This is a genomic window from Pseudomonas sp. FFPRI_1 (assembly GCF_055384485.1).
Genome location: NZ_AP029168.1, coordinates 6,841,179 through 6,860,960 on the forward strand (window position 1 = coordinate 6,841,179; position 19,782 = coordinate 6,860,960).

A 19,782-nucleotide genomic window follows, 5' to 3' on the forward strand; every position below is an offset into this window, starting at 1 on the left:
GTTCAAACACTCAACGGAACGGTGGCTCGTCGAAACTGCGCAACTTGCGCGAGTGCAGGGAGTTGAGTTCGCTGCGCATCAGGTCCACGGCCTCGATGCCGATCTTCAGGTGCTGGCTGACCGCCCGCTCGTAGAAAGCGTTGGCCGCCCCCGGCAACTTGATCTCACTGTGCAGGGGTTTGTCCGACACACACAGCAAGGTGCCGTAGGGCACCCGCAGACGATAGCCCTGGGCGGCGATGGTGCCGCTTTCCATGTCCACCGCCACGGCCCGGGACAGATTGATCAACGGACGCTCCTCGGCCCAGCGCAATTCCCAGTTACGGTCGTCGTAGGTCAGGACCGTGCCGGTGCGCAGGCGCTTCTTCAGTTGCTCGCCCTTCTCTCCGGTGACGTTGGCCGCGGCCTGTTGCAACGCCAGCTGGACTTCGGCCAGGGCCGGAATCGGGATGTTCGGCGGCACCACCCGATCGAGAATGCCGTCACGGCGCATATAGGCGTGAGCCAACACGTAGTCGCCGATGGTCTGGGACTGCCGCAGGCCGCCACAGTGGCCGATCATCAGCCAGCAATGAGGGCGCAGTACCGCCAGGTGGTCGGTGATGTTCTTGGCGTTGGACGGGCCGACACCGATGTTCACCAGAGTCACGCCGTGACCGTCGCTGGCCTGCAGGTGATAGGCCGGCATCTGGTAGCGGTGCCAGACCACCCCGGCAGCAATCGCCGAGGCCTCGCCGTGATCCATGCTTTTCTCGATGATCACGTTGCCCGGCAGGACCATGCGCACAAAACGCGGATCACTGCGCAGCTGCTCCAGGCCATGGACGATGAACTGGTCGACGTAACGATGGTAGTTGGTCAGCAGGATCCATGGCTGCACATGCCGCCAGTCGCTGCCGGTGTAGTGCACCAGGCGACGCAGGGAAAAGTCCACGCGTGCGGCATCGAACAGCGCCAGCGGCAGCGGATGGGTGTTCTCCCAATCGTAGAGGCCATCGGCGATGCCATCGGTAGCCGCCGACAGGTCGGTGCTCGGAAAGACCCGAGCCAGGGCCGCGGCGGTCACTCCGGAGCCAGCCAGCTCATCACCCTGCTCCACCACATAGGGATAAGGAATGTTCTGTTCGCTGACGCCCACTTCCACCGTGACGGTGAAGTCGTGCATCAGCGGCACCAACTGCTCGAGCAGGTAGTTACGGAAGGCGGCGGGATGAGTGACGGTGACACTGTAGGTGCCCGGCAGCTGGACCTTGGCATAGGCCCGGGTAGTCTGTGGGACTTCACCCTGGCAGCGGTAGGTCAGACGCAACTCGGGGTAGCGAAACAGCGCCCGCTGTTCGGCATCCGGCTCGGCCCGATCCTTGAGGTAGCGCTTGAGTGCCTGGCTCAGCGCCGTGGTGGCCCGCTCATGCAAAGCGGCAAGCCGATCCACGGCTTGCTCGGCGGTTTGAACGACAATAAAAGCTTCGGTCACGATAAGCATCCTGTGTTCTGATCTTGCAGGCGTTCATCTTGCCTGCAACGCCGTCCCACGGAAACCACGGAATCACTGCCGGAGCCGGCTTGCCAAAAATGGCCCCCAGAAAGGCCTCGCCAAGGCAGACGCGGCTTTCATTGGAAAGCCGCTGCCACCGGGTCAGAAGCCTTGAGGGGTGGAACGGGCGACGATGGCGGCCACATCCAACCCTCGTGGCAAGGTGCCGTAGACCCGGCCACTCTGGCCACCCAGGCGACTGGCAATAAAGGCATCGCTGACCGTCGCATTGCCAGCCTCCAGCAGCAGCTTGGCCTGCAAGCCCAGGGCAATGTCCTCGGTCAGTTGCCGGGCCCGGTACTGGATCTCGTCGGTGTCCTTGAAACCCGCCTTCAGGCCGGCGATGTGCGCCGCCAGGTGAGTGTCGCCATGGCCATCGCCCAGCTCGGCAAACAGGGCATCCAGCACCCCGGGTTCTTTCGACAGGGCCCGCAGCACGTCCAGGCACTGCACGTTGCCCGAACCTTCCCAGGTGGAGTTCACCGGTGCTTCGCGGTACAGCCGCGGCAGGATGCTGTCCTCGACATACCCGGCGCCGCCCATGCACTCGGCGGCTTCGTTGATCATGGCCGGGGCACGCTTGCAGATCCAATACTTGCCCACCGCCGTCACCAGCCGCGAGAACTTCATTTCCTGGGCGTCATCCTGGTGATCCAGGGCCCTGCCCATGCGCATGCTCAGGGCCAGGGCCGCTTCGCTTTCCAGGGCCAGGTCGGCCAGCACGTTCTGCATCAGCGGCTGTTCGCTGAGCACCCGCCCGCCCACGCTACGATGGGCACAATGATGGCTGGCCTGGGTCAGCGCCTGGCGCATCAGTGAGCTGGAGCCGACCATGCAATCGAAACGGGTCATGGCCACCATCTCGATGATGGTCGGTACGCCACGCCCTTCCTCGCCGATCATCCAGGCCAGGGCACCGCGAAACTCCACCTCGCTGGAGGCGTTGGAGCAGTTGCCGAGCTTGTTCTTCAACCGTTGAATGTAGAACTGATTGCGACTGTCATCGGGGCGATGGCGAGGCAGGAGGAAACAGGTCAGGCCTTTTTCGGTCTGGGCCAGGGTCAGGAACGCATCGCACATCGGCGCCGAGCAGAACCACTTGTGCCCCACCAGTTCATAGGCCTGCCCCGGCCCCGAGGCGCCCACCGGATAGGCCCGGGTGGTGTTGGCACGGACGTCGGTGCCGCCCTGCTTCTCGGTCATGGCCATGCCGATGGTCAGCCCGGCCTTGTGCTGCATGCCGACATTGCGCGGGTCGTACTGGGTGGCAAGGATCTTCGGCAGCCATTGCTCGGCGATATCCGGCTGCAGCTTCAGCGCCGGTACACAGGCAAAGGTCATGGTCAGCGGGCAGCCGCTGCCGGCCTCGGCCTGGCTGTGCAGATAGGTCATGGCGGCCCGGGCGACATGGGCACCCGCCTGCGGATCGGTCCAGGGCAACGAGGTCAGGCCGCCTTCGATCGCGGCCTGCATCAGCTGGTGGTAGGCCGGATGGAACTCCACCAGGTCGATCCGGTGACCGAAACGGTCATGGCTGGCGAACACCGGCTTGTTCTGATTGGCCAAGAAACCCGCTTCCATCAACGGACCGCCGGCCAGGGCGCCATAGGCATCGACCCGCGACTCGGCCCAGCCGCCATCGAAGCGCTGCATCCATTGCTGCAGCGGCAAGTCGATCCGATAGAGGTTGGCGCCGTCCAGGGCGGGCGGTTGATTGGTGACTTCGTGGGTTTCAGCGAACTGGTGGAGGTTCATCGCGGGGCTCCTTCAGGGTGTGCCAAGACCCCAGTTAAGCACCCGCTCCGGCGCGAACAAAGTGGCATATCCGCCTAAATGTCGGCGCTTTCACCCTGCTCCGCGTGCAGCACGCATTTCGCCAACAGCGCTTGCAATGCCTCGAATTTCACCGGTTTGCCGAGGTATTCCCCATTTGCCACGCCCCCCTCAGTACCGGGAATGCAGGCCTGCAGGATGGGCAGGTGACGATAGCCGGGCAATGCCTGGGCCTGCAGACGGAAGGCCCCCAGTTGCGCGCTGGAGAACTGGCCATCGATCAACACGGCACTGATGGACTCACGCCCCAGCAGTTGCAGCGCATCCGTGGGATTGTCTGCGGTGCGCACCCGGTAGCCGAGCTTGAGCAGCATGCCCCGCACTACCAATTGATCGACATCGTTGTCATCCACCAACAGCACCGTGCAATCGGGTGGCAAGCGTCGGTGGACGGCCACTGGTGAGCGCTGGAGCGGTTCCTGGGCGTCGAACTCCACCTGCAGGCGGAAACAGCTGCCCCGGCCGGGGCTGGATTCGTGGGTCAAATGCCCGCCCAGCAGTTCCACCAGCTGCCGACAGATGGCCAGACCGATGCCCAGGCCGCCGTACTCCCGGGTCATCGAACCGTCGAGCTGGAAGAAGCGCTGGTACAGGGTCGCCTCATCCAGATTGACGAAGCCGATGCCGCTGTCGATCACTTCGAAAGTCAGGCTCACCCGTTCCGCCGTGATGCCCCGGGTGACCACCCGCAACACCACGCCACCGGACAGGGTGAACTTGACGGCGTTGTCCAGCAGGCACTCCAGGCAATGGCTGAGCTTGCAGCGATCACCTTGCAAACGATCGGGCAGCTCGGGCCCCAGGTCGATCTGAAAGGACAGGGACTTGGCGGCGGCGCTGGCGCCGAACTGAGTCTGCAACACCGTCAGCAGCGAACGCAGACTGAATGGCTGGCGCTGGGCGCTGAGCTTGCCGGCCTGCAGTTCGGTAAGAGTCAGAATGCCATTGACCATGCGCATCATGTCCCGCGCGGAACCAGCGGCGGTCTGCTGGTACTGCTCCAGCTCCGGGTCCAGCTCCAGGGTCTGCATCAGCTCCAGGGAGCCGATGACGCCGTTCATCGGCGTACGCAGCTCATGGGTCAGGGTCGCCAGGAACTCATCCTTGAGGCGGTTGCTGTGGGCCAGTTGCTGGTTCAGCAGTTCGAGCTTCTGCCCGGCCTCCTGCAGGGTCTGGGCCTGCTGTTCGCGCATGGCGTTGATCCGGTCGGCCAAGGCCAGGGACAACAGCGCCACCTCGATCGCCGAGCCGATCTGGCTGGCGTACATGGTCAGGAACACATTCGGCAGGTAACCCAGAACCATCAGGGTATTGATCACCCCTCCGAACAGAAAGGCCGACCAGGCGATGATGAAGTAGCGCGCCACCCGCAGCCCGCGGCACCAGGCCACGATCCCGGCCACATAGATCACCACCGTGAACAGCAGCGCCAGGGTGGTGGCCAGGCGCAAGGCCAGGGCATAGCTGGTCATCAGCGACAGGGCCATGACCACGGCACCGAACACCATCAGCGCCAGCAGTACGCGGTCGACCCAGGGACTGTGACGGGAAGTCTGCAGGAAGCTGCGGGCGAACTGACTGCCAAACAGACCCGCCGAGCCGATGAAGAACGGCGTCGCGGCGTTGGCCCACCAAGGGCTGTTGGGCCAGAAGTATTCCACTGCAGCGCCGTTGACCGACAGTTGATAGAGGCCGAACGAGGCGATGTAGACGATGTAGTAGAGGTAGCTGGTGTCGCGCACGCTGAGGTAGATGAACAGGTTGTACACCAGCATGCCCAGCAGCACACCGTAGATCAGCCCCAGGATATAGAGCCGCACCGGCTGGGCTTCCAGGTAGGCGGTACTGGACCAGAGGCTCACCGGTGCCTGGATCGAGCCTTCGCTGGCCAGGCGCAGAAACACGGTCTTGTGTTCATGGGGGGAAAAATTCAGGTTGAACAGGTAGTTGTTCTGGCGGATCTGCCGGCTGTCGAAGGGCAAGGCATCGCCGGTACGTCCTGCCAGCCGATAGCCGCCGGCCTCATCGGGGACGTAGAGTTCAAGGTGATCCAGGGGCGGGTAGGCCAGTTCCAGCAACCAGCTGCGTTGCGCGGCCGGATTGGCGGGGCGGTAGTCGAGGTCGATCTTCAACCAGAATGCCGAACGTGAATAACCGGCGTTGAGCGTGTCTTTATCGTGAGGCTTGAACTGTTCAGCCAAAGGCCCCGAGCTGACATCGGCGATCGTCGCTTTACCACCCGTGTCTTCGAGCACTTGCATCACTCGGCCCAAGGGCAGGCGTTGAGTGAACTCGTCGAACTCAGCGGCGCCAACCAGCATCGGCAAGCTCAACAGCAACATCAGCAAATAGCGCATAAAGCCCCAGCGTGGCTTGTCCGGTGGTGTCAGGAAGTCCCCCATTTCCCTTGAGCAGACGTAGAACCGGCATGACCTGTTATTGATTTGAATCCACTCTAGCATAGCCGCTGATGGCCATTGAACACCATTGAAAATTTTAGTCTAAAGGCTCTAGAACGGGCCTCTCAGCGCAATCCAGCGGGCTAGAGCTGTTGCACCGATGAAGAGACTCGGCGATGGCAAAGCAGCAGGTCCTGTTCCACGCCAGGCACCGCGAAAAAAATCGTTTGGTGGTAAGCTCGCCGCCCATGAATATCTACAGCTCTCGCCCCGTTGTCCTCTGTCTCTCCGGCCACGACCCCAGTGGTGGCGCCGGCTTGCAGGCAGATATCGAAGCCCTGCTGGCCCAGGGTTGTCATGCAGCTCCGGCTGTCACCGCGCTGACCGTGCAAGACACGGTCAACGTCAGCGATTTCCGTGTCCTGGATCGCGAGTGGGTATTGGCCCAGGCCAATGTCGTGCTCAACGACTCCAGGGTCGCCGCGGTCAAGCTGGGCATGCTCGGTTCCCTGGCAATGGTCGACACCGTCGTCGAACTGCTGCAGGCCCATCCGCACCTGCCGATGATCTGCGACCCAGTGCTGCGCGCCGGCGGCGGCGGCCGCCTGGGCAAGGACGAAGTGGGCTATGCCATGCGCGAGCGCCTGCTGCCCCTGGCCACCATCGCCACCCCCAACCTTCCTGAAGCCCGAATCCTTGCCGAACTGCCTGAAGGCAGTGCCGACCAGTGCGCTGAAAAACTCCTGCCCTTCGTCAAGCACCTGCTGATTACCGGCGGCCATGGCGATGAACATGAAGTGCACAACCGTCTTTACAGCCGTGACGGCCTGCGCGAAACCTATACCTGCCAGCGCCTGCCGGGCAGCTACCATGGTTCCGGCTGCACCCTGGCCAGTGCCCTGGCCGGGCGCCTGGCGCAAGGTGAACAGCTGGCCAGCGCGGTGAAGTCCGCCCTCGACTACACCTGGCGCACCCTGCGCGATGCCGAGCAACTGGGCCGCGGCCAGTTTGTCCCGCGCCGCTTGCCATTGGATTTCTGCTCGTAATGTCATGAGGCCCGCTCAATGAAACTACGTGGTCTGTACGCCATCACCGACAGCCAGCTGTTGGCCGGCAAGTTCCTGAAGTACGTGGAGGCAGCGCTGGATGGCGGTGTCACCCTGTTGCAGTACCGCGACAAAAGCGACGACCAGGCTCGCCGCCTGCGGGAAGCCGAAACCCTGCTCACCTTGTGCGAGCGCTACAAGACTCACTTGATCATCAACGATGACGCCGAGCTGGCGGCGCGCATTGGTGCCGGCGTGCACCTGGGCCAGACCGACGGCCCGCTGACTCCGGCACGGGCCCTGCTGGGCCGCCAGGCGATCATCGGCGCCACCTGCCACGCCCAGTTGCCCCTGGCCGAGCAGGCCGCCAAGGAAGGCGCCAGTTATGTCGCCTTCGGTCGATTCTTCAACTCCAACACCAAGCCAGGGGCCCCGACGGCCAGCCTGGAACTGCTGGACCAGGCCCGGGCCAGCCTGCACCTGCCGATCTGCGTGATCGGTGGCATCACCCTGGACAACGCCGCTCCGCTGGTCGAGCACGGCGCCGACCTGCTGGCCGTGGTCCATGGCCTGTTCGGTGCCGAGAGCGCCGCAGACGTGACTCGCCGCGCCCGCGCCTTCAATGCCTTGTTCGATCGTTGAATAGCCATCTGCTGACTTTTTGAGAGCCCAATCATGTCTCGTTCCGAAACCCTGTTTGCCAACGCCCAGAAACACATCCCCGGTGGCGTCAACTCTCCCGTGCGCGCCTTCAAGAGCGTGGGCGGCACCCCGCTGTTCTTCAAGCACGCCGAAGGTGCCTACGTCACCGACGAAGACGACAAGCGCTATGTCGACTATGTCGGCTCCTGGGGGCCGATGATCCTCGGCCACAGCCATCCGGACGTGCTCGACGCGGTGCGCAAGCAGCTGGAGCACGGCCTGTCCTATGGCGCCCCGACCGCCATGGAAACCGAAATGGCCGACCTGGTCTGCGCCATCGTGCCGTCCATGGAAATGGTGCGCATGGTCAGCTCCGGCACTGAAGCCACCATGAGCGCGATTCGCCTGGCCCGCGGCTTCACTGGTCGCGACAGCATCATCAAGTTCGAAGGCTGCTACCACGGCCACTCCGACAGCCTGCTGGTCAAGGCCGGCTCCGGCGCCTTGACCCAAGGCGTGCCAAGCTCCGCCGGGGTCCCGGCAGCCTTCGCCAAGCACACCCTGACCCTGCCGTTCAACGACATCGGCGCAGTGGAAAAAATGCTCGCCGATGTCGGCCAGGAAGTAGCCTGCATCATCGTCGAGCCGGTGGCCGGCAACATGAACTGCGTACCACCGGCACCGGGCTTCCTGCAGGGGCTGCGCAGTCTGTGCGACCAACACGGCGTGGTGCTGATCTTCGACGAAGTGATGACCGGTTTCCGCGTGGCCCTCGGCGGTGCCCAGGCCCATTACGGCGTGACCCCTGACCTGTCTACCTTCGGCAAGATCATTGGCGGCGGCATGCCTGTAGGCTGCTTCGGCGGCAAGCGCTCGATCATGCAACACATCGCGCCCCTGGGCCCGGTCTACCAGGCGGGCACCCTGTCCGGCAACCCGCTGGCCATGGCCGCAGGCCTGACCACCCTGCGCCTGATCAGCCGTCCGGGCTTCCACGCCGAACTGAGCGACTACACCAGCCGCCTGCTCGAAGGCCTGCAACAGCGCGCCGATGCCGCCGGCATTCCCTTCGTCACCACCCAGGCCGGGGGCATGTTCGGCCTGTACTTCAGCGGTGCCGACGACATCGTGACCTTCGAGGATGTGATGGCCAGCGATGCCAACCTGTTCAAACGCTTCTTCCACCTGATGCTGGAAGGCGGCGTGTACCTGGCACCGAGCGCCTTCGAAGCCGGCTTCACCTCGATCGCCCACGGCGAAGCCGAGCTGCAATTGACCCTGGATGCGGCAGAGCGCGCATTTGCTGCCTTGAAGTAAGTGCTGTACGACTGGCGTGGTGATGCGCTACGCCAGTCACGTGCTTTACTCGAACTTTTCTCCTGCCGAATCAGCAAAAACGCCCGAAACCACCGGATATCGCGGCCACGCAGCAGAAAAACGAGTAAAGACTTTGTAAGGTTGGCCCTGCTTATTTCATAATGCGCGCTTATTGGACCCCTCGCCGGGTCCGCGCGCCCCTCAGAGGTAAGTCGATTCCCATGAACCGCACCGGCCGCGCCCTGACATTGGGCTGCCTGTTGCTCCTTCAGCCCCTGCTCGCGCACGCACAAGAAGCAGGCGGCAACTCGTTGTTGATCCCAGCGATGGGTCGCTGCACCCTCGATCCCCAGGCACAGGAACAGGCCGAGGCGCTTGCCGCCTGCCAGAAGGCCGCTGATGAAGGGGATGCCCAGGCGCAATACGAGCTGGGTGAGTTCTACTATGAAGGCAAAGGCGCGCCGCAAGACCTCAATCAAGCCCTGAGCTATTTCGAGAAAGCCTCTCTGCAAGGCCATGCCCAGGCGCAATTCAAGCTGGGCACCATGTTCTTCCATGGCGAAGGCGTACCCGCCAACAACGTCCAGGCCTACATCGTGCTGAAGATGGCCGCGGTCAATGGCGCCGAAGACGCCCTGGACACCGCCGACGAAGTCGCCGAGCACATGCAGCGCGATGAGCTGGAAGTCGCGACCCAGGTCCTGGGGCAGATTTTCCGCAAGTACCTGATGGAACTGCAGAGCGCCGATGGGCGTTCGCCCTTTTCTCCCCTGCCGTAAACCTCTGCGTCCCTGCTGACCGACGAGCCGCAGCCAGGCTTATTTTTCAGGCATTGGCATCGGGAATGGCATGACGTTGCTCATGCCCCGGGCTTCACTGATCTTCGGCGTACCCAGGCGCTCCACTTCATCGATGCGCACAATCGAATGCATCGGCACAAAGCTGCGCACCACACCTTCGAACTGGGCCTTGAGCTTTTCCTCGCTCGGATCGACGACCACCTGCGTGCGCTCGCCAAAGACGAACTCTTCCACTTCCAGGAAACCCCACAGATCGCTCTGATAGATCTGCTTGGCGTACATTTCGAACACCTGGCCCTGGTTGAGGAAAATCACCTTGTAGATTGGAGCTTCACGTTTGGTCATGGTGGGCGGGTAACACATCGGGGGACAAAAATAGGGCGCGAACTATAGCATAGCTACCCGATGCTCAGTGCTAGGAACCTGTGGGCATGGCCCCTATAATGCGCGGTTCTTTGAATCACGTGATGACCCCGTCCATGGCCAAGAAGTTATACATCGAAACCCACGGTTGCCAGATGAACGAGTACGACAGCTCGCGCATGGTCGATCTGCTGGGTGAACATCAGGCCCTGGAAGTCACCGCCCGCGCCGAAGACGCCGACGTCATCCTGCTCAACACCTGCTCCATCCGCGAGCGGGCCCAGGACCGGGTCTACTCCCAGCTCGGACGCTGGCGCGAGCTGAAGCTGGCCAACCCGGAGATGGTGATTGCCGTCGGTGGTTGCGTGGCCAGCCAGGAAGGCGCGGCCATCCGTGACCGAGCCCCCTATGTGGACGTGGTCTTCGGCCCACAGACCCTGCACCGCCTGCCGGAAATGATCGACACCGCCCGCATCACCAAACTGCCGCAGGTGGATGTCTCGTTCCCGGAGATCGAGAAGTTCGACCACCTGCCCGAACCGCGGATCGACGGCCCCAGTGCCTATGTCTCGGTCATGGAGGGCTGCAGCAAGTACTGCACGTTCTGCGTCGTGCCCTATACCCGTGGCGAAGAGGTCAGCCGGCCCTTCGACGACGTGATCGCCGAAATCATTCACCTGGCGGAAAACGGTGTCCGTGAAGTGACCCTGCTGGGCCAGAACGTCAATGGCTACCGCGGCCAGACCCACGACGGGCGCATGGCCGACCTGGCCGAACTGATTCGCGTGGTCGCAGCGGTCGACGGCATCGAACGGATTCGCTACACCACCTCGCACCCCCTGGAGTTTTCCGACAGCCTGATCCAGGCCCATGCCGAAGTGCCGGAGCTGGTAAAACACCTGCACCTCCCAGTGCAATCGGGCTCCGACCGCATCCTCGCGGCGATGAAGCGCAACCACACCGCCCTGGAGTACAAGTCGAAGCTGCGCAAGCTGCGAGCCGCAGTGCCCGGCATCTGCATCAGCTCGGACTTCATCGTCGGCTTCCCCGGCGAAACGGAAAAAGACTTCCAGCAAACCATGAAGCTGATCGAGGACGTCGGTTTCGACTTCTCCTACTCCTTCGTCTATAGCCAGCGCCCGGGCACCCCAGCCGCCGACCTGGCTGACGAGACGCCGGAAGCGCTGAAGAAGGAGCGCCTGAATGCCCTGCAACATCGCCTGAACCAGCAGGGGTTTGAAATCAGCCGACAAATGGTCGGCTCTACCCAGCGCATTCTGGTCACCGACTATTCCAAGAAAGACCCTGGAGAACTGCAGGGGCGGACCGAGAACAACCGGATCGTCAACTTCCGCTGCGACAATCCCACGCTGATTGGCCAGTTCGCCGACGTGCACATCGACTCGGCGCAACCCCACTCGCTGCGCGGCTCGCTGCTCGCCTAGGAACCGCTCGCCACCGAACCAGGCGGGCCGGGGCCTGGCGGACCAGTGACAGTGCCCAGCGGGCCGCCATCAGTGGCACGCCGGGGCGAGGGCAATAGCCCCCAGAGTCATTGCGCCGCATAAGAGCTTTCGCACCCAGGCTGCTGGCGTTATCCTTGAATTCATCTTAATTGCCGTTGGGCGGCTAAAAAACGACCTTGAACGCACCCATAGAACCTCATCGCTTCATCCTCGAACCCTTCGAGGCTCGCCGCTTCGCCAATCTGTGCGGGCAATTCGACGAGCATCTGCGCTTGATCGAACAGCGCCTGACGATCGAGATCCGCAACCGCGGCAATCAGTTCGAACTGATCGGCGAACCCAAGCACACCACCTCCGCGGAAAATCTTCTGCGCCGTCTCTACCGGGAGACCAAGGGCACCGAGCTGTCGCCGGACCTGGTGCACCTGTTCCTGCAGGAATCCGCCGTGGAAGAACTGGATAACCCACCCGTCGCCGACGCCGCCGTGGCCCTGCGCACCAAGAAAGGCATGATTCGCCCTCGCGGGTTGAACCAGCAGCGCTACGTCAAGGAAATCCTTGGCAACGACATCAACTTCGGCATTGGCCCGGCCGGTACCGGCAAGACCTATCTGGCCGTGGCTTGCGCCGTGGATGCCCTGGAACGCGAGCAGGTGCGTCGCATCCTGCTGGTGCGCCCAGCCGTTGAAGCCGGTGAAAAGCTCGGTTTCCTGCCCGGCGACCTGGCACAGAAAATCGACCCGTACCTGCGCCCGCTGTATGACGCGCTGTATGAAATGCTCGGTTTCGAGTACGTCGCCAAGCTGATCGAACGTCAAGTGATCGAGATTGCGCCGCTGGCCTACATGCGCGGCCGCACCCTGAACAACAGCTTCATCATCCTCGACGAAAGCCAGAACACCACCGTGGAACAGATGAAGATGTTCCTCACCCGGATCGGCTTCGGCTCCACGGCAGTGATCACCGGTGACATCACCCAGGTCGACCTGCCCAAGGGCACCAAGTCCGGCCTGGCCCAGGTGATCAACGTGCTCAAGGATGTCCCAGGCATCAGCTTCACTCACTTCATGCCCAAGGACGTGGTGCGCCACCCACTGGTGCAACGCATCGTCGAGGCCTACGAGCGTTTCGAGCTCGACGCCGCCCAGGCTCCTGCCGACAGAGGCAACCGTCACGATGCTTGAGCTTGATCTGCAGCGTGCCAGCCAACAGCCGGCCCCCAGTGATGAACAGTTTCGCCAATGGTGCGAGCTGGCCCTGCGCCAGCGCACGGCCGACTCGGAGCTGACCATCCGCCTGGTGGACGAAGCCGAAGGCCGTGAGTTGAATCACACTTGGCGTCATAAAGATTACGCCACCAATGTGCTGTCATTTCCCGCCGACGTACCGGATGAGCTGTTGGATATCCCCTTGCTGGGAGACCTGGTGATCTGCGTTGCGGTGGTCGAGCGCGAAGCCGCCGAACAAGGCAAGGAATTGCAGGCCCACTGGGCTCACCTGGTGATTCATGGCTGCTTGCATCTGCTGGGCTACGACCATATAGATGACGACGAAGCCGAAGAAATGGAAGCACTGGAACGAACGTTGCTTGCAGAGCTGGGTCATCCCGACCCCTATGCAGATGACGAAAACTGATCAACAACCCCCTGTAACAACCAAGGATTCAGAGCAATCGCTATGAGCGAAGATCGATCGAGCAACGGGCAAAAGTCATGGCTGGGCAAACTGACCCAGGCTTTTGCCCATGAGCCGAAAAACCGTCAGGAACTGCTGGAGTTGCTGCGCGAAGCCCATCAGAACAAATTGCTGGACAGCGAGGCGCTGGCCATCGTCGAGGGCGCCATCCAGGTGGCTGACCTGCAAGTCCGGGACATCATGGTCCCGCGCTCGCAGATGATCAGCATCAAGGCGACCCAGACGCCCCGGGAGTTCCTGCCCGCGGTCATCGACTCCGCGCATTCGCGCTACCCGGTGATCGGTGAAAGCCATGACGACGTGATGGGCGTCCTGCTGGCCAAGGACTTGCTGCCACTGATCCTCAAGGAAAACGGCGACAGCTTCAACATCAAGGACCTGCTGCGCCCGGCGACCTTCGTCCCCGAGTCCAAGCGCTTGAACGTGCTGCTGCGCGAGTTCCGCGCCAACCACAACCACATGGCCATCGTCATCGACGAATACGGCGGCGTGGCGGGCCTGGTGACCATCGAGGACGTGCTGGAGCAGATCGTCGGCGATATCGAAGACGAGCATGACGTCGAGGAAGACAGCTACATCAAGCCCCTGCCCAGCGGCGATTTCCTGATCAAGGCGCTGACGCCGATCGAGAACTTCAACGAGTTCTTCGACAGCGAGTTCTCCGATGACGAGTTCGACACCGTTGGCGGCCTGGTGATGAGCGCCTTCGGCCACTTGCCAAAACGCAATGAAATCACTGAAATCGGCGCGTATCGGTTCCGTGTGCTCAATGCCGACAGCCGACGGATCCATCTGCTGCGCCTGACTCCCATTTCCCGCTGAGGGAAAGGCTCATCAGCATTGCTGCGCACCGGACTATCGCCCTGGGATCTGCAACCCGATCCCGGGCGATAAACCTCGGAACGCGAGCGAATGGAACAGCACTGCATGATCCGAAGCTCCTCTGAACCCCGACCACCATTCTCCTCGTGCCTTGCTCGGCACGACACAGGAACGAGCTGATGAAACGCCTCTTGCAGCGCGCAACCCGTCCCGGCTGGCCCGGCAACCTGCTGGCCATGGCTGCTGGCGCCATCACCACCCTGGCCCTGGCCCCGTACAACATCTGGCCACTGGCGCTGCTGGCGGTGGGCATGTTCTATGCCGGGCTGCGCGAGCTGAGCCCACGCCAGGCCCTGGGGCGCGGCTGGTGCTTCGGCTTCGGCCTGTTCGGCGCCGGCACCAGCTGGATCTACGTCAGCATCCATACCTACGGCGGCGCGTCAGCCCTGCTCGCCGGCCTGCTGATGCTGGCCTTCATCGCCGCCATCGCCTGGTTCTTTGCCCTGCCGGCCTGGCTCTGGGCCCGCTGGCTGCGCCGCAACGAAGCCCCACTGGCCGACGCCCTGGCGTTTGCCGCCTTGTGGCTGGGCCAGGAAGCCTTTCGCGGCTGGTTCCTCACTGGTTTCCCCTGGCTCTACTCCGGCTACAGCCAGCTCGATGGCCCCCTGGCCGGGCTTGCGCCGCTGGGTGGCATCTGGCTGATCTCCTTCTCCCTGGCCCTGACCGCCGCGCTGCTCTACAACCTGCCACGACTGTTCAAGGCCGGACGTAAAGGCTTCATCGTGGCAGGCCTGGTACTGCTGGCTGCACCTTGGGCAACCGGCCTGGCACTCAAGGGCCACGCCTGGACCAGCCCTTCGGGCGAGCCGCTGTCGGTCGCGGCCATCCAGGGCAATATCGAACAAAGCATGAAATGGGACCCGGCAGAGCTCAACGCCCAGCTGGCGCTGTACCGGGACATGAGCTTCGGCAGCAAGCGAGTGGACCTGCTGGTCTGGCCAGAAACCGCCGTTCCGGTGCTCAAGGAGTCGGCCGAGGGCTACTTGACGATGATGGGCAGCTTCGCCGCCGACCGTCACTCCGCCTTGATCACCGGGGTACCGGTGCGCCAGCTGGTGCACCATGAAAAACGCTACTTCAACGGCATCACCGTGACCGGTGAAGGGGATGGCACCTACCTGAAGCAGAAGCTGGTGCCGTTCGGCGAATACGTGCCTCTGCAGGAACTGCTGCGCGGACTGATCGACTTCTTCAACCTGCCGATGTCGGACTTCGCCCGCGGCCCGGCCGACCAGCCGCTGCTGCAGGCCAAGGGGTATCAGATTGCGCCATTCATCTGCTACGAAGTGGTCTACCCCGAGTTCGCCGCCGGCCTCTCGGCCCGCAGCGACCTGCTGCTGACCATCAGCAACGACACCTGGTTCGGCACCTCCATCGGCCCCTTGCAGCACTTGCAGATGGCCCAGATGCGGGCCCTGGAGGCCGGCCGCTGGATGATCCGCGCCACCAACAACGGGGTCACCGGCCTGATTGACCCATTCGGCAAGATCACCGTGCAGATTCCCCAGTTCGAACGCGGCATCCTGTATGGCGAAGTAGTCCCCATGCACAACCTGACGCCTTACCTGCAGTGGCGCTCATGGCCACTGGTAGTGCTGTGCATTCTGCTGTTTGGCTGGGCCCTGCTGGCCAGCCGCATTGCCAAGACCGTCTGAGCATGCTGGTCGGTGGCCCGGTTCCTTGCGAGCCGGGCGCCGGCTCTCAGCGATAGAAAAGCCGATAACCCAACTGGCCTACCGCTTCATTGAGTAACTGGCCGCTCTGCCAGATCGACTTGAACTCCGGCATCCAGCCCCCCAGCGGGCGGGCGTTATCCACCCCCAGGAAGCCTACTGGCGCCGGCACCACCACAAACCCCGCCTGCTCGAAGCTCCACGCCGCGCGAGGCATGTGCCAGGCCTGGGTCACCACCACCACGCGCTTGACCCCCTGAGGCTGCAACACCTGCGCACTGAACTGAGCGTTTTCCCAGGTGGTGCGGCTGCGGCCTTCCTGCCAGCGCACATTCACCCCAAAGTCGCCGAGCATTGATTCAGCCATCAGCGCCGCCTCGGTGGGCGGCGTGCCGTAATGCAAACCGCCACTGGTCAATATTGGCAGCCCGGAAGCCTTGGCCAATCGTGCCGCGTAGCGCTCGCGCTCCAGGCCCACCCCGGTAGGCTGGTCAGAACCCCAGGCCGGATCTCCCCGCTCACGGCCCGAGCCCAGGACCACGATTGCATCCGCCTGCTCGGCGAGGCTCGCCCATTGGCTCTGTGGCAGAGGCGGCAACTGTTCAAGCCCCCTGGCGCCCCACTCCACCATGACTGGCAGGCTCATCAGCCAAAAGCCGCCCAGTCCGAGGATAAAGCAGCAACGGGCCAGTCTGGGCCGTGAGCGCCGCAGGCACCAGGCAAGCAGAAGCAGCAGCAAGAGAATGCCGGGGGGGAGCAGTAACTGTTTGATGAAATAGCGAAAAGGCATCGAGCATCTCCAGAAGATGCCCGAAGCCTAAAGGGGATATCCATCCTGCAACAACCGATGCGAAGCAATTTTGCATTCGAGGCCCTCGGAAGCGGCCTCCATCGACTCAATGAAGAGTCCCTGGATCTACTTGAACTGCCGGGAGCGGACCTTCACCGACTCCTTGACGGGCGCCTGATCCTTCAACCAAATGATCTTGGCAGAACGAGGCGCCTCCTGATTTTGCAGACTGCCCAGTACGTTGATCTGCATTTCCCGCTGGCTGCGCGCCAGGTAAGCCCTGATCAACTCGAACTCGGCATGACTCAAACCCCGTAGCTCCAACTCGACAGGCCGCTCATTGCGCAGTCGATTCGCAGTATTTACCGCATCCAGGGCTAGAGCCAGTCGATTCAGCAGCCTTTCATACACCTCCGGCTCTGTTACTTTTCGCTGCGATTCAAGCATCCGTTCACCTCATCGAAGATAAGACTCACTCCCCTTTTTCAGCTTAGCCGGGCCGCTGGAAGCAACGCGCCGCCGCGACCAACGGCCCGCTCGAGCAATCAGGGTTTCCCTCGGTAGAGCGCGGTCATGTATGCTACGGCGCTTCCTGTAACTCCACTTCCAGCTCCATCGGGCACTGCAATCGGCGTATTTGGCGCCATCACCACCCGACGTTGCGTTGAAGAGGATTAGGCCACCCCTAGTCAATACAAAAGTAGCCATGCACGAACACTATCAGCCCCGTGAAATCGAAGCCGCCGCCCAGTCGTTCTGGGATGAGCAAAAGTCCTTTGAAGTCAGTGAACAGCCAGGCAAGGAGACTTACTACTGCCTGTCGATGTTCCCTTACCCCAGCGGCAAGCTACACATGGGGCACGTGCGCAACTACACCATCGGCGACGTGATCTCCCGCTACCAGCGCATGCAGGGCAAGAACGTCCTGCAACCCATGGGTTGGGACGCCTTCGGCATGCCGGCGGAAAACGCCGCGATGAAGAACAACGTCGCCCCGGCCAAGTGGACCTACGAAAACATCGCCTACATGAAGACCCAGCTGCGCAGCCTGGGCCTGGCGGTGGACTGGTCCCGCGAAATCACCACCTGCAAGCCGGATTACTACCGCTGGGAACAATGGCTGTTCACTCGCCTGTTCGAGAAAGGCGTGATCTACCGCAAGAACGGTACCGTCAACTGGGACCCGGTCGACCAGACCGTACTGGCCAACGAACAGGTGATCGACGGGCGCGGCTGGCGCTCGGGCGCGCTGATCGAGAAGCGCGAAATCCCGATGTACTACTTCAAGATCACCGCCTATGCGGATGAGCTGCTGGAGAGCCTCGACGACTTGCCGGGCTGGCCCGAACAGGTCAAGACCATGCAGCGCAACTGGATCGGCAAGTCCCGCGGCATGGAAGTACAGTTCCCCTACGATCAGGCGTCCATCGGCGAAGCCGGCGCCCTGAAGGTCTTCACCACCCGTCCGGACACCCTGATGGGCGCGACCTATGTCGCCGTGGCGGCCGAACACCCTCTGGCCACCCTGGCGGCACAGAACGATCCTGAATTGCAGGCGTTCATTGCCGAATGCAAGGGCGGCAGCGTCGCCGAAGCCGACATGGCGACCCAGGAAAAGAAAGGCCTGCCCACCTCGCTGCTCGTCGAACACCCGCTGACTGGCGAGAAACTCCCGGTCTGGGTAGCCAACTACGTGCTGATGCATTACGGCGATGGCGCAGTAATGGCCGTACCGGCCCACGACGAGCGGGATTTCGAATTCGCCACCAAGTACAGCCTGCCGATCAAGGCCGTGGTGCGCACCAGTGCCGGCGATGAAACTCCGGCACCATGGCAAGACGCCTATGGCGAGCACGGTGAGCTGATCAACTCCGGCACCTTCAACGGCCTGGACTTCCCGGGCGCGTTTGACGCCATCGAAGTCGCTCTGCTGGAAAAAAACCTCGGCCAGTCCCGCACTCAGTTCCGTCTGCGCGACTGGGGCATCAGCCGCCAGCGCTACTGGGGCTGCCCGATCCCGATCATTCACTGCGACAGCTGTGGCGACGTACCAGTCCCCGAGGACCAGTTGCCGGTGATCCTGCCGGAAGACGTAGTACCCGACGGCGCCGGTTCGCCCCTGGCCCGCATGCCCGAGTTCTACGAGTGCAGCTGCCCGAAATGCGGCAAGCCGGCCAAGCGCGAAACCGACACCATGGACACCTTCGTCGAGTCCTCGTGGTACTACGCCCGCTACGCGTCACCACACTATGAAGGTGGCCTGGTAGATCCGGCGGCGGCCGAGCACTGGCTGCCGGTGGACCAATACATCGGCGGCATCGAGCACGCGATCTTGCACCTGCTCTACGCGCGCTTCTTCCACAAGCTGATGCGCGATGAAGGACTGGTCAACTCCAACGAACCGTTCAAGAACCTGCTGACCCAGGGCATGGTGGTGGCCGATACCTACCATCGCACCCTCGAGAACGGCGGCAGGGACTACTTCAACCCGGACGACGTGGATGTCGAACTCGACGCCAAAGCCAAGGTCATCGGCGCCAAGCTCAAGGCCGACGGCCTGCCGGTGGAAATCGGTGGCACGCAGAAGATGTCGAAGTCGCTGAACAACGGCGTCGACCCGCAATCGATGATCGAACAGTACGGCGCCGATACCTGCCGCCTGTTCATGATGTTCGCCTCGCCGCCCGACATGAGCCTGGAATGGTCCGACTCCGGTGTCGAGGGCGCACACCGCTTCCTCAAGCGCGTCTGGCGCCTGGCCCAGGCCCATGTCGGTCAAGGGCTGCCGCAAGCCCTGGATGTGCCGTCGCTGAACGATGAGCAGAAAGCCATCCGTCGTTCCATCCACCTGGCCATCAAGCAGGCCAGCCAGGATGTCGGCCAGCACCACAAGTTCAACACCGCCATTGCCCAGGTGATGACCCTGATGAACGTCCTGGAAAAAGCCCCGCAAGGCAGCGAACAGGACCGTGCATTGCTGCAGGAAGGCTTGCAGGCCGTAGCCCTGTTGCTGGCCCCGATCACACCGCACATCAGCCATGAGCTGTGGACCCAACTGGGTCAGCAAGGTGCCATTATCGATGCTGGCTGGCCCGTGGTGGACGCAAGCGCCCTGGTCCAGGACAGCCTGCAACTGGTGATTCAGGTCAACGGCAAGCTGCGTGGCCAGATCGAGATGCCGGCCAGTGCCAGCCGTGAAGAAGTCGAGGCCGCGGCCCGCAGTAACGAAAACGTGCTGCGCTTCACCGAAGGCCTGACCATTCGCAAGGTCATCGTGGTACCGGGCAAACTGGTCAATATCGTCGCCAGCTAATTGGATCAGGCGCCCGATCCGGGATCGGG

16 protein-coding genes are annotated in these 19,782 nt (G+C 62.6%); 10 read left to right on the forward strand and 6 right to left on the reverse strand.

Annotated features, from left to right (window positions below):
- Positions 1 to 10: 10 nt before the first annotated feature.
- The 3 genes from amn to ACZ5BO_RS30715 form a co-directional block, all read right to left on the reverse strand.
- On the reverse strand, positions 11 to 1,483 hold the full coding sequence (gene amn, locus ACZ5BO_RS30705) for an AMP nucleosidase (RefSeq protein WP_177330278.1): 1,473 nt from the start codon (positions 1,481 to 1,483) through the stop codon (positions 11 to 13).
- 153 nt (positions 1,484 to 1,636) lie between these two features.
- Positions 1,637 to 3,289 carry an acyl-CoA dehydrogenase family protein gene (locus ACZ5BO_RS30710; protein WP_464697341.1) on the reverse strand — a complete coding sequence of 551 codons (1,653 nt, stop codon included), beginning with the start codon at positions 3,287 to 3,289 and terminating at the stop codon, positions 1,637 to 1,639.
- 74 nt (positions 3,290 to 3,363) lie between these two features.
- On the reverse strand, positions 3,364 to 5,724 hold the full coding sequence (locus ACZ5BO_RS30715) for a hybrid sensor histidine kinase/response regulator (protein ID WP_464697342.1): 2,361 nt from the start codon (positions 5,722 to 5,724) through the stop codon (positions 3,364 to 3,366).
- 290 nt (positions 5,725 to 6,014) lie between these two features.
- Between ACZ5BO_RS30715 and ACZ5BO_RS30720 the strand changes: the two genes are divergently transcribed.
- From ACZ5BO_RS30720 to ACZ5BO_RS30735, 4 genes are all read left to right on the forward strand, one after another.
- Positions 6,015 to 6,812 carry a hydroxymethylpyrimidine/phosphomethylpyrimidine kinase gene (locus tag ACZ5BO_RS30720; protein WP_464697343.1) on the forward strand — a complete coding sequence of 266 codons (798 nt, stop codon included), beginning with the start codon at positions 6,015 to 6,017 and terminating at the stop codon, positions 6,810 to 6,812.
- 18 nt (positions 6,813 to 6,830) lie between these two features.
- The gene (gene thiE / locus ACZ5BO_RS30725; RefSeq protein ID WP_464697344.1) at positions 6,831 to 7,454 is read left to right on the forward strand and encodes a thiamine phosphate synthase; all 624 of its coding nucleotides are present in this window, start codon (positions 6,831 to 6,833) and stop codon (positions 7,452 to 7,454) included.
- 33 nt (positions 7,455 to 7,487) lie between these two features.
- A complete protein-coding gene (gene hemL / locus ACZ5BO_RS30730; RefSeq protein ID WP_464697345.1) occupies positions 7,488 to 8,771 on the forward strand; it encodes a glutamate-1-semialdehyde 2,1-aminomutase in 1,284 nt (427 codons plus the stop codon).
- 221 nt (positions 8,772 to 8,992) lie between these two features.
- The gene (locus ACZ5BO_RS30735; RefSeq protein WP_025129282.1) at positions 8,993 to 9,550 is read left to right on the forward strand and encodes a tetratricopeptide repeat protein; all 558 of its coding nucleotides are present in this window, start codon (positions 8,993 to 8,995) and stop codon (positions 9,548 to 9,550) included.
- A gap of 39 nt (positions 9,551 to 9,589) precedes the next feature.
- Here ACZ5BO_RS30735 and ACZ5BO_RS30740 read toward each other — a convergent pair whose 3' ends face one another.
- Positions 9,590 to 9,916: a DUF1820 family protein gene (locus ACZ5BO_RS30740; RefSeq protein ID WP_020295297.1), complete on the reverse strand. Its 327-nt coding sequence runs from the start codon at positions 9,914 to 9,916 to the stop codon at positions 9,590 to 9,592.
- 134 nt (positions 9,917 to 10,050) lie between these two features.
- On the opposite strand from ACZ5BO_RS30740, the gene miaB reads away from it, so the two are divergent.
- The 5 genes from miaB (at position 10,051) to lnt (ending at position 15,632) form a co-directional block, all read left to right on the forward strand.
- On the forward strand, positions 10,051 to 11,379 hold the full coding sequence (gene miaB, locus ACZ5BO_RS30745; protein ID WP_025129283.1) for a tRNA (N6-isopentenyl adenosine(37)-C2)-methylthiotransferase MiaB: 1,329 nt from the start codon (positions 10,051 to 10,053) through the stop codon (positions 11,377 to 11,379).
- A gap of 197 nt (positions 11,380 to 11,576) precedes the next feature.
- Positions 11,577 to 12,584, forward strand: coding sequence for a PhoH family protein (locus tag ACZ5BO_RS30750; RefSeq protein WP_025129284.1), 1,008 nt, complete (start codon positions 11,577 to 11,579; stop codon positions 12,582 to 12,584).
- Positions 12,577 to 13,035, forward strand: a complete 459-nt coding sequence (gene ybeY / locus ACZ5BO_RS30755) for an rRNA maturation RNase YbeY (RefSeq protein WP_025129285.1) — start codon at positions 12,577 to 12,579, stop codon at positions 13,033 to 13,035. Before ACZ5BO_RS30750 ends, ybeY begins: the two co-directional genes overlap by 8 nt.
- Positions 13,036 to 13,077: 42 nt before the next feature.
- On the forward strand, positions 13,078 to 13,917 hold the full coding sequence (locus ACZ5BO_RS30760; protein ID WP_025129286.1) for an HlyC/CorC family transporter: 840 nt from the start codon (positions 13,078 to 13,080) through the stop codon (positions 13,915 to 13,917).
- A 191-nt stretch (positions 13,918 to 14,108) separates the two neighbouring features.
- A complete protein-coding gene (lnt, locus tag ACZ5BO_RS30765; protein WP_025129287.1) occupies positions 14,109 to 15,632 on the forward strand; it encodes an apolipoprotein N-acyltransferase in 1,524 nt (507 codons plus the stop codon).
- 46 nt (positions 15,633 to 15,678) lie between these two features.
- Here lnt and ACZ5BO_RS30770 read toward each other — a convergent pair whose 3' ends face one another.
- Both ACZ5BO_RS30770 and ACZ5BO_RS30775 read right to left on the reverse strand, forming a co-directional pair.
- Positions 15,679 to 16,440 (reverse strand): YdcF family protein, encoded by a 762-nt coding sequence (locus tag ACZ5BO_RS30770; protein WP_464697346.1) that lies wholly within the window; start codon positions 16,438 to 16,440, stop codon positions 15,679 to 15,681.
- Between the two features lie 126 nt (positions 16,441 to 16,566).
- Entirely contained in the window at positions 16,567 to 16,887 is a 321-nt protein-coding gene (locus ACZ5BO_RS30775; protein WP_025129289.1) for a hypothetical protein, read from the reverse strand.
- A gap of 259 nt (positions 16,888 to 17,146) precedes the next feature.
- Here ACZ5BO_RS30775 and leuS point away from each other — a divergent pair, with 259 nt between their 5' ends.
- A complete protein-coding gene (gene leuS / locus ACZ5BO_RS30780; RefSeq protein ID WP_025129290.1) occupies positions 17,147 to 19,753 on the forward strand; it encodes a leucine--tRNA ligase in 2,607 nt (868 codons plus the stop codon).
- Positions 19,754 to 19,782 lie beyond the last annotated feature (29 nt).

Excerpts from the sequence above, each read along its gene's own strand:
- amn (WP_177330278.1), bottom strand. The coding sequence starts at position 1,483 with ATGCTTATCGTGACCGAAGCTTTTATTGTCGTTCAAACCGCCGAGCAA.
- ACZ5BO_RS30710 (WP_464697341.1), bottom strand. The coding sequence starts at position 3,289 with ATGAACCTCCACCAGTTCGCTGAAACCCACGAAGTCACCAATCAACCG.
- ACZ5BO_RS30715 (WP_464697342.1), bottom strand. The coding sequence starts at position 5,724 with ATGCGCTATTTGCTGATGTTGCTGTTGAGCTTGCCGATGCTGGTTGGC.
- ACZ5BO_RS30720 (WP_464697343.1), top strand. The coding sequence starts at position 6,015 with ATGAATATCTACAGCTCTCGCCCCGTTGTCCTCTGTCTCTCCGGCCAC.
- thiE (WP_464697344.1), top strand. The coding sequence starts at position 6,831 with ATGAAACTACGTGGTCTGTACGCCATCACCGACAGCCAGCTGTTGGCC.
- hemL (WP_464697345.1), top strand. The coding sequence starts at position 7,488 with ATGTCTCGTTCCGAAACCCTGTTTGCCAACGCCCAGAAACACATCCCC.
- ACZ5BO_RS30735 (WP_025129282.1), top strand. The coding sequence starts at position 8,993 with ATGAACCGCACCGGCCGCGCCCTGACATTGGGCTGCCTGTTGCTCCTT.
- ACZ5BO_RS30740 (WP_020295297.1), bottom strand. The coding sequence starts at position 9,916 with ATGACCAAACGTGAAGCTCCAATCTACAAGGTGATTTTCCTCAACCAG.
- miaB (WP_025129283.1), top strand. The coding sequence starts at position 10,051 with ATGGCCAAGAAGTTATACATCGAAACCCACGGTTGCCAGATGAACGAG.
- ybeY (WP_025129285.1), top strand. The coding sequence starts at position 12,577 with ATGCTTGAGCTTGATCTGCAGCGTGCCAGCCAACAGCCGGCCCCCAGT.
- ACZ5BO_RS30760 (WP_025129286.1), top strand. The coding sequence starts at position 13,078 with ATGAGCGAAGATCGATCGAGCAACGGGCAAAAGTCATGGCTGGGCAAA.
- ACZ5BO_RS30770 (WP_464697346.1), bottom strand. The coding sequence starts at position 16,440 with ATGCCTTTTCGCTATTTCATCAAACAGTTACTGCTCCCCCCCGGCATT.
- ACZ5BO_RS30775 (WP_025129289.1), bottom strand. The coding sequence starts at position 16,887 with ATGCTTGAATCGCAGCGAAAAGTAACAGAGCCGGAGGTGTATGAAAGG.
- leuS (WP_025129290.1), top strand. The coding sequence starts at position 17,147 with ATGCACGAACACTATCAGCCCCGTGAAATCGAAGCCGCCGCCCAGTCG.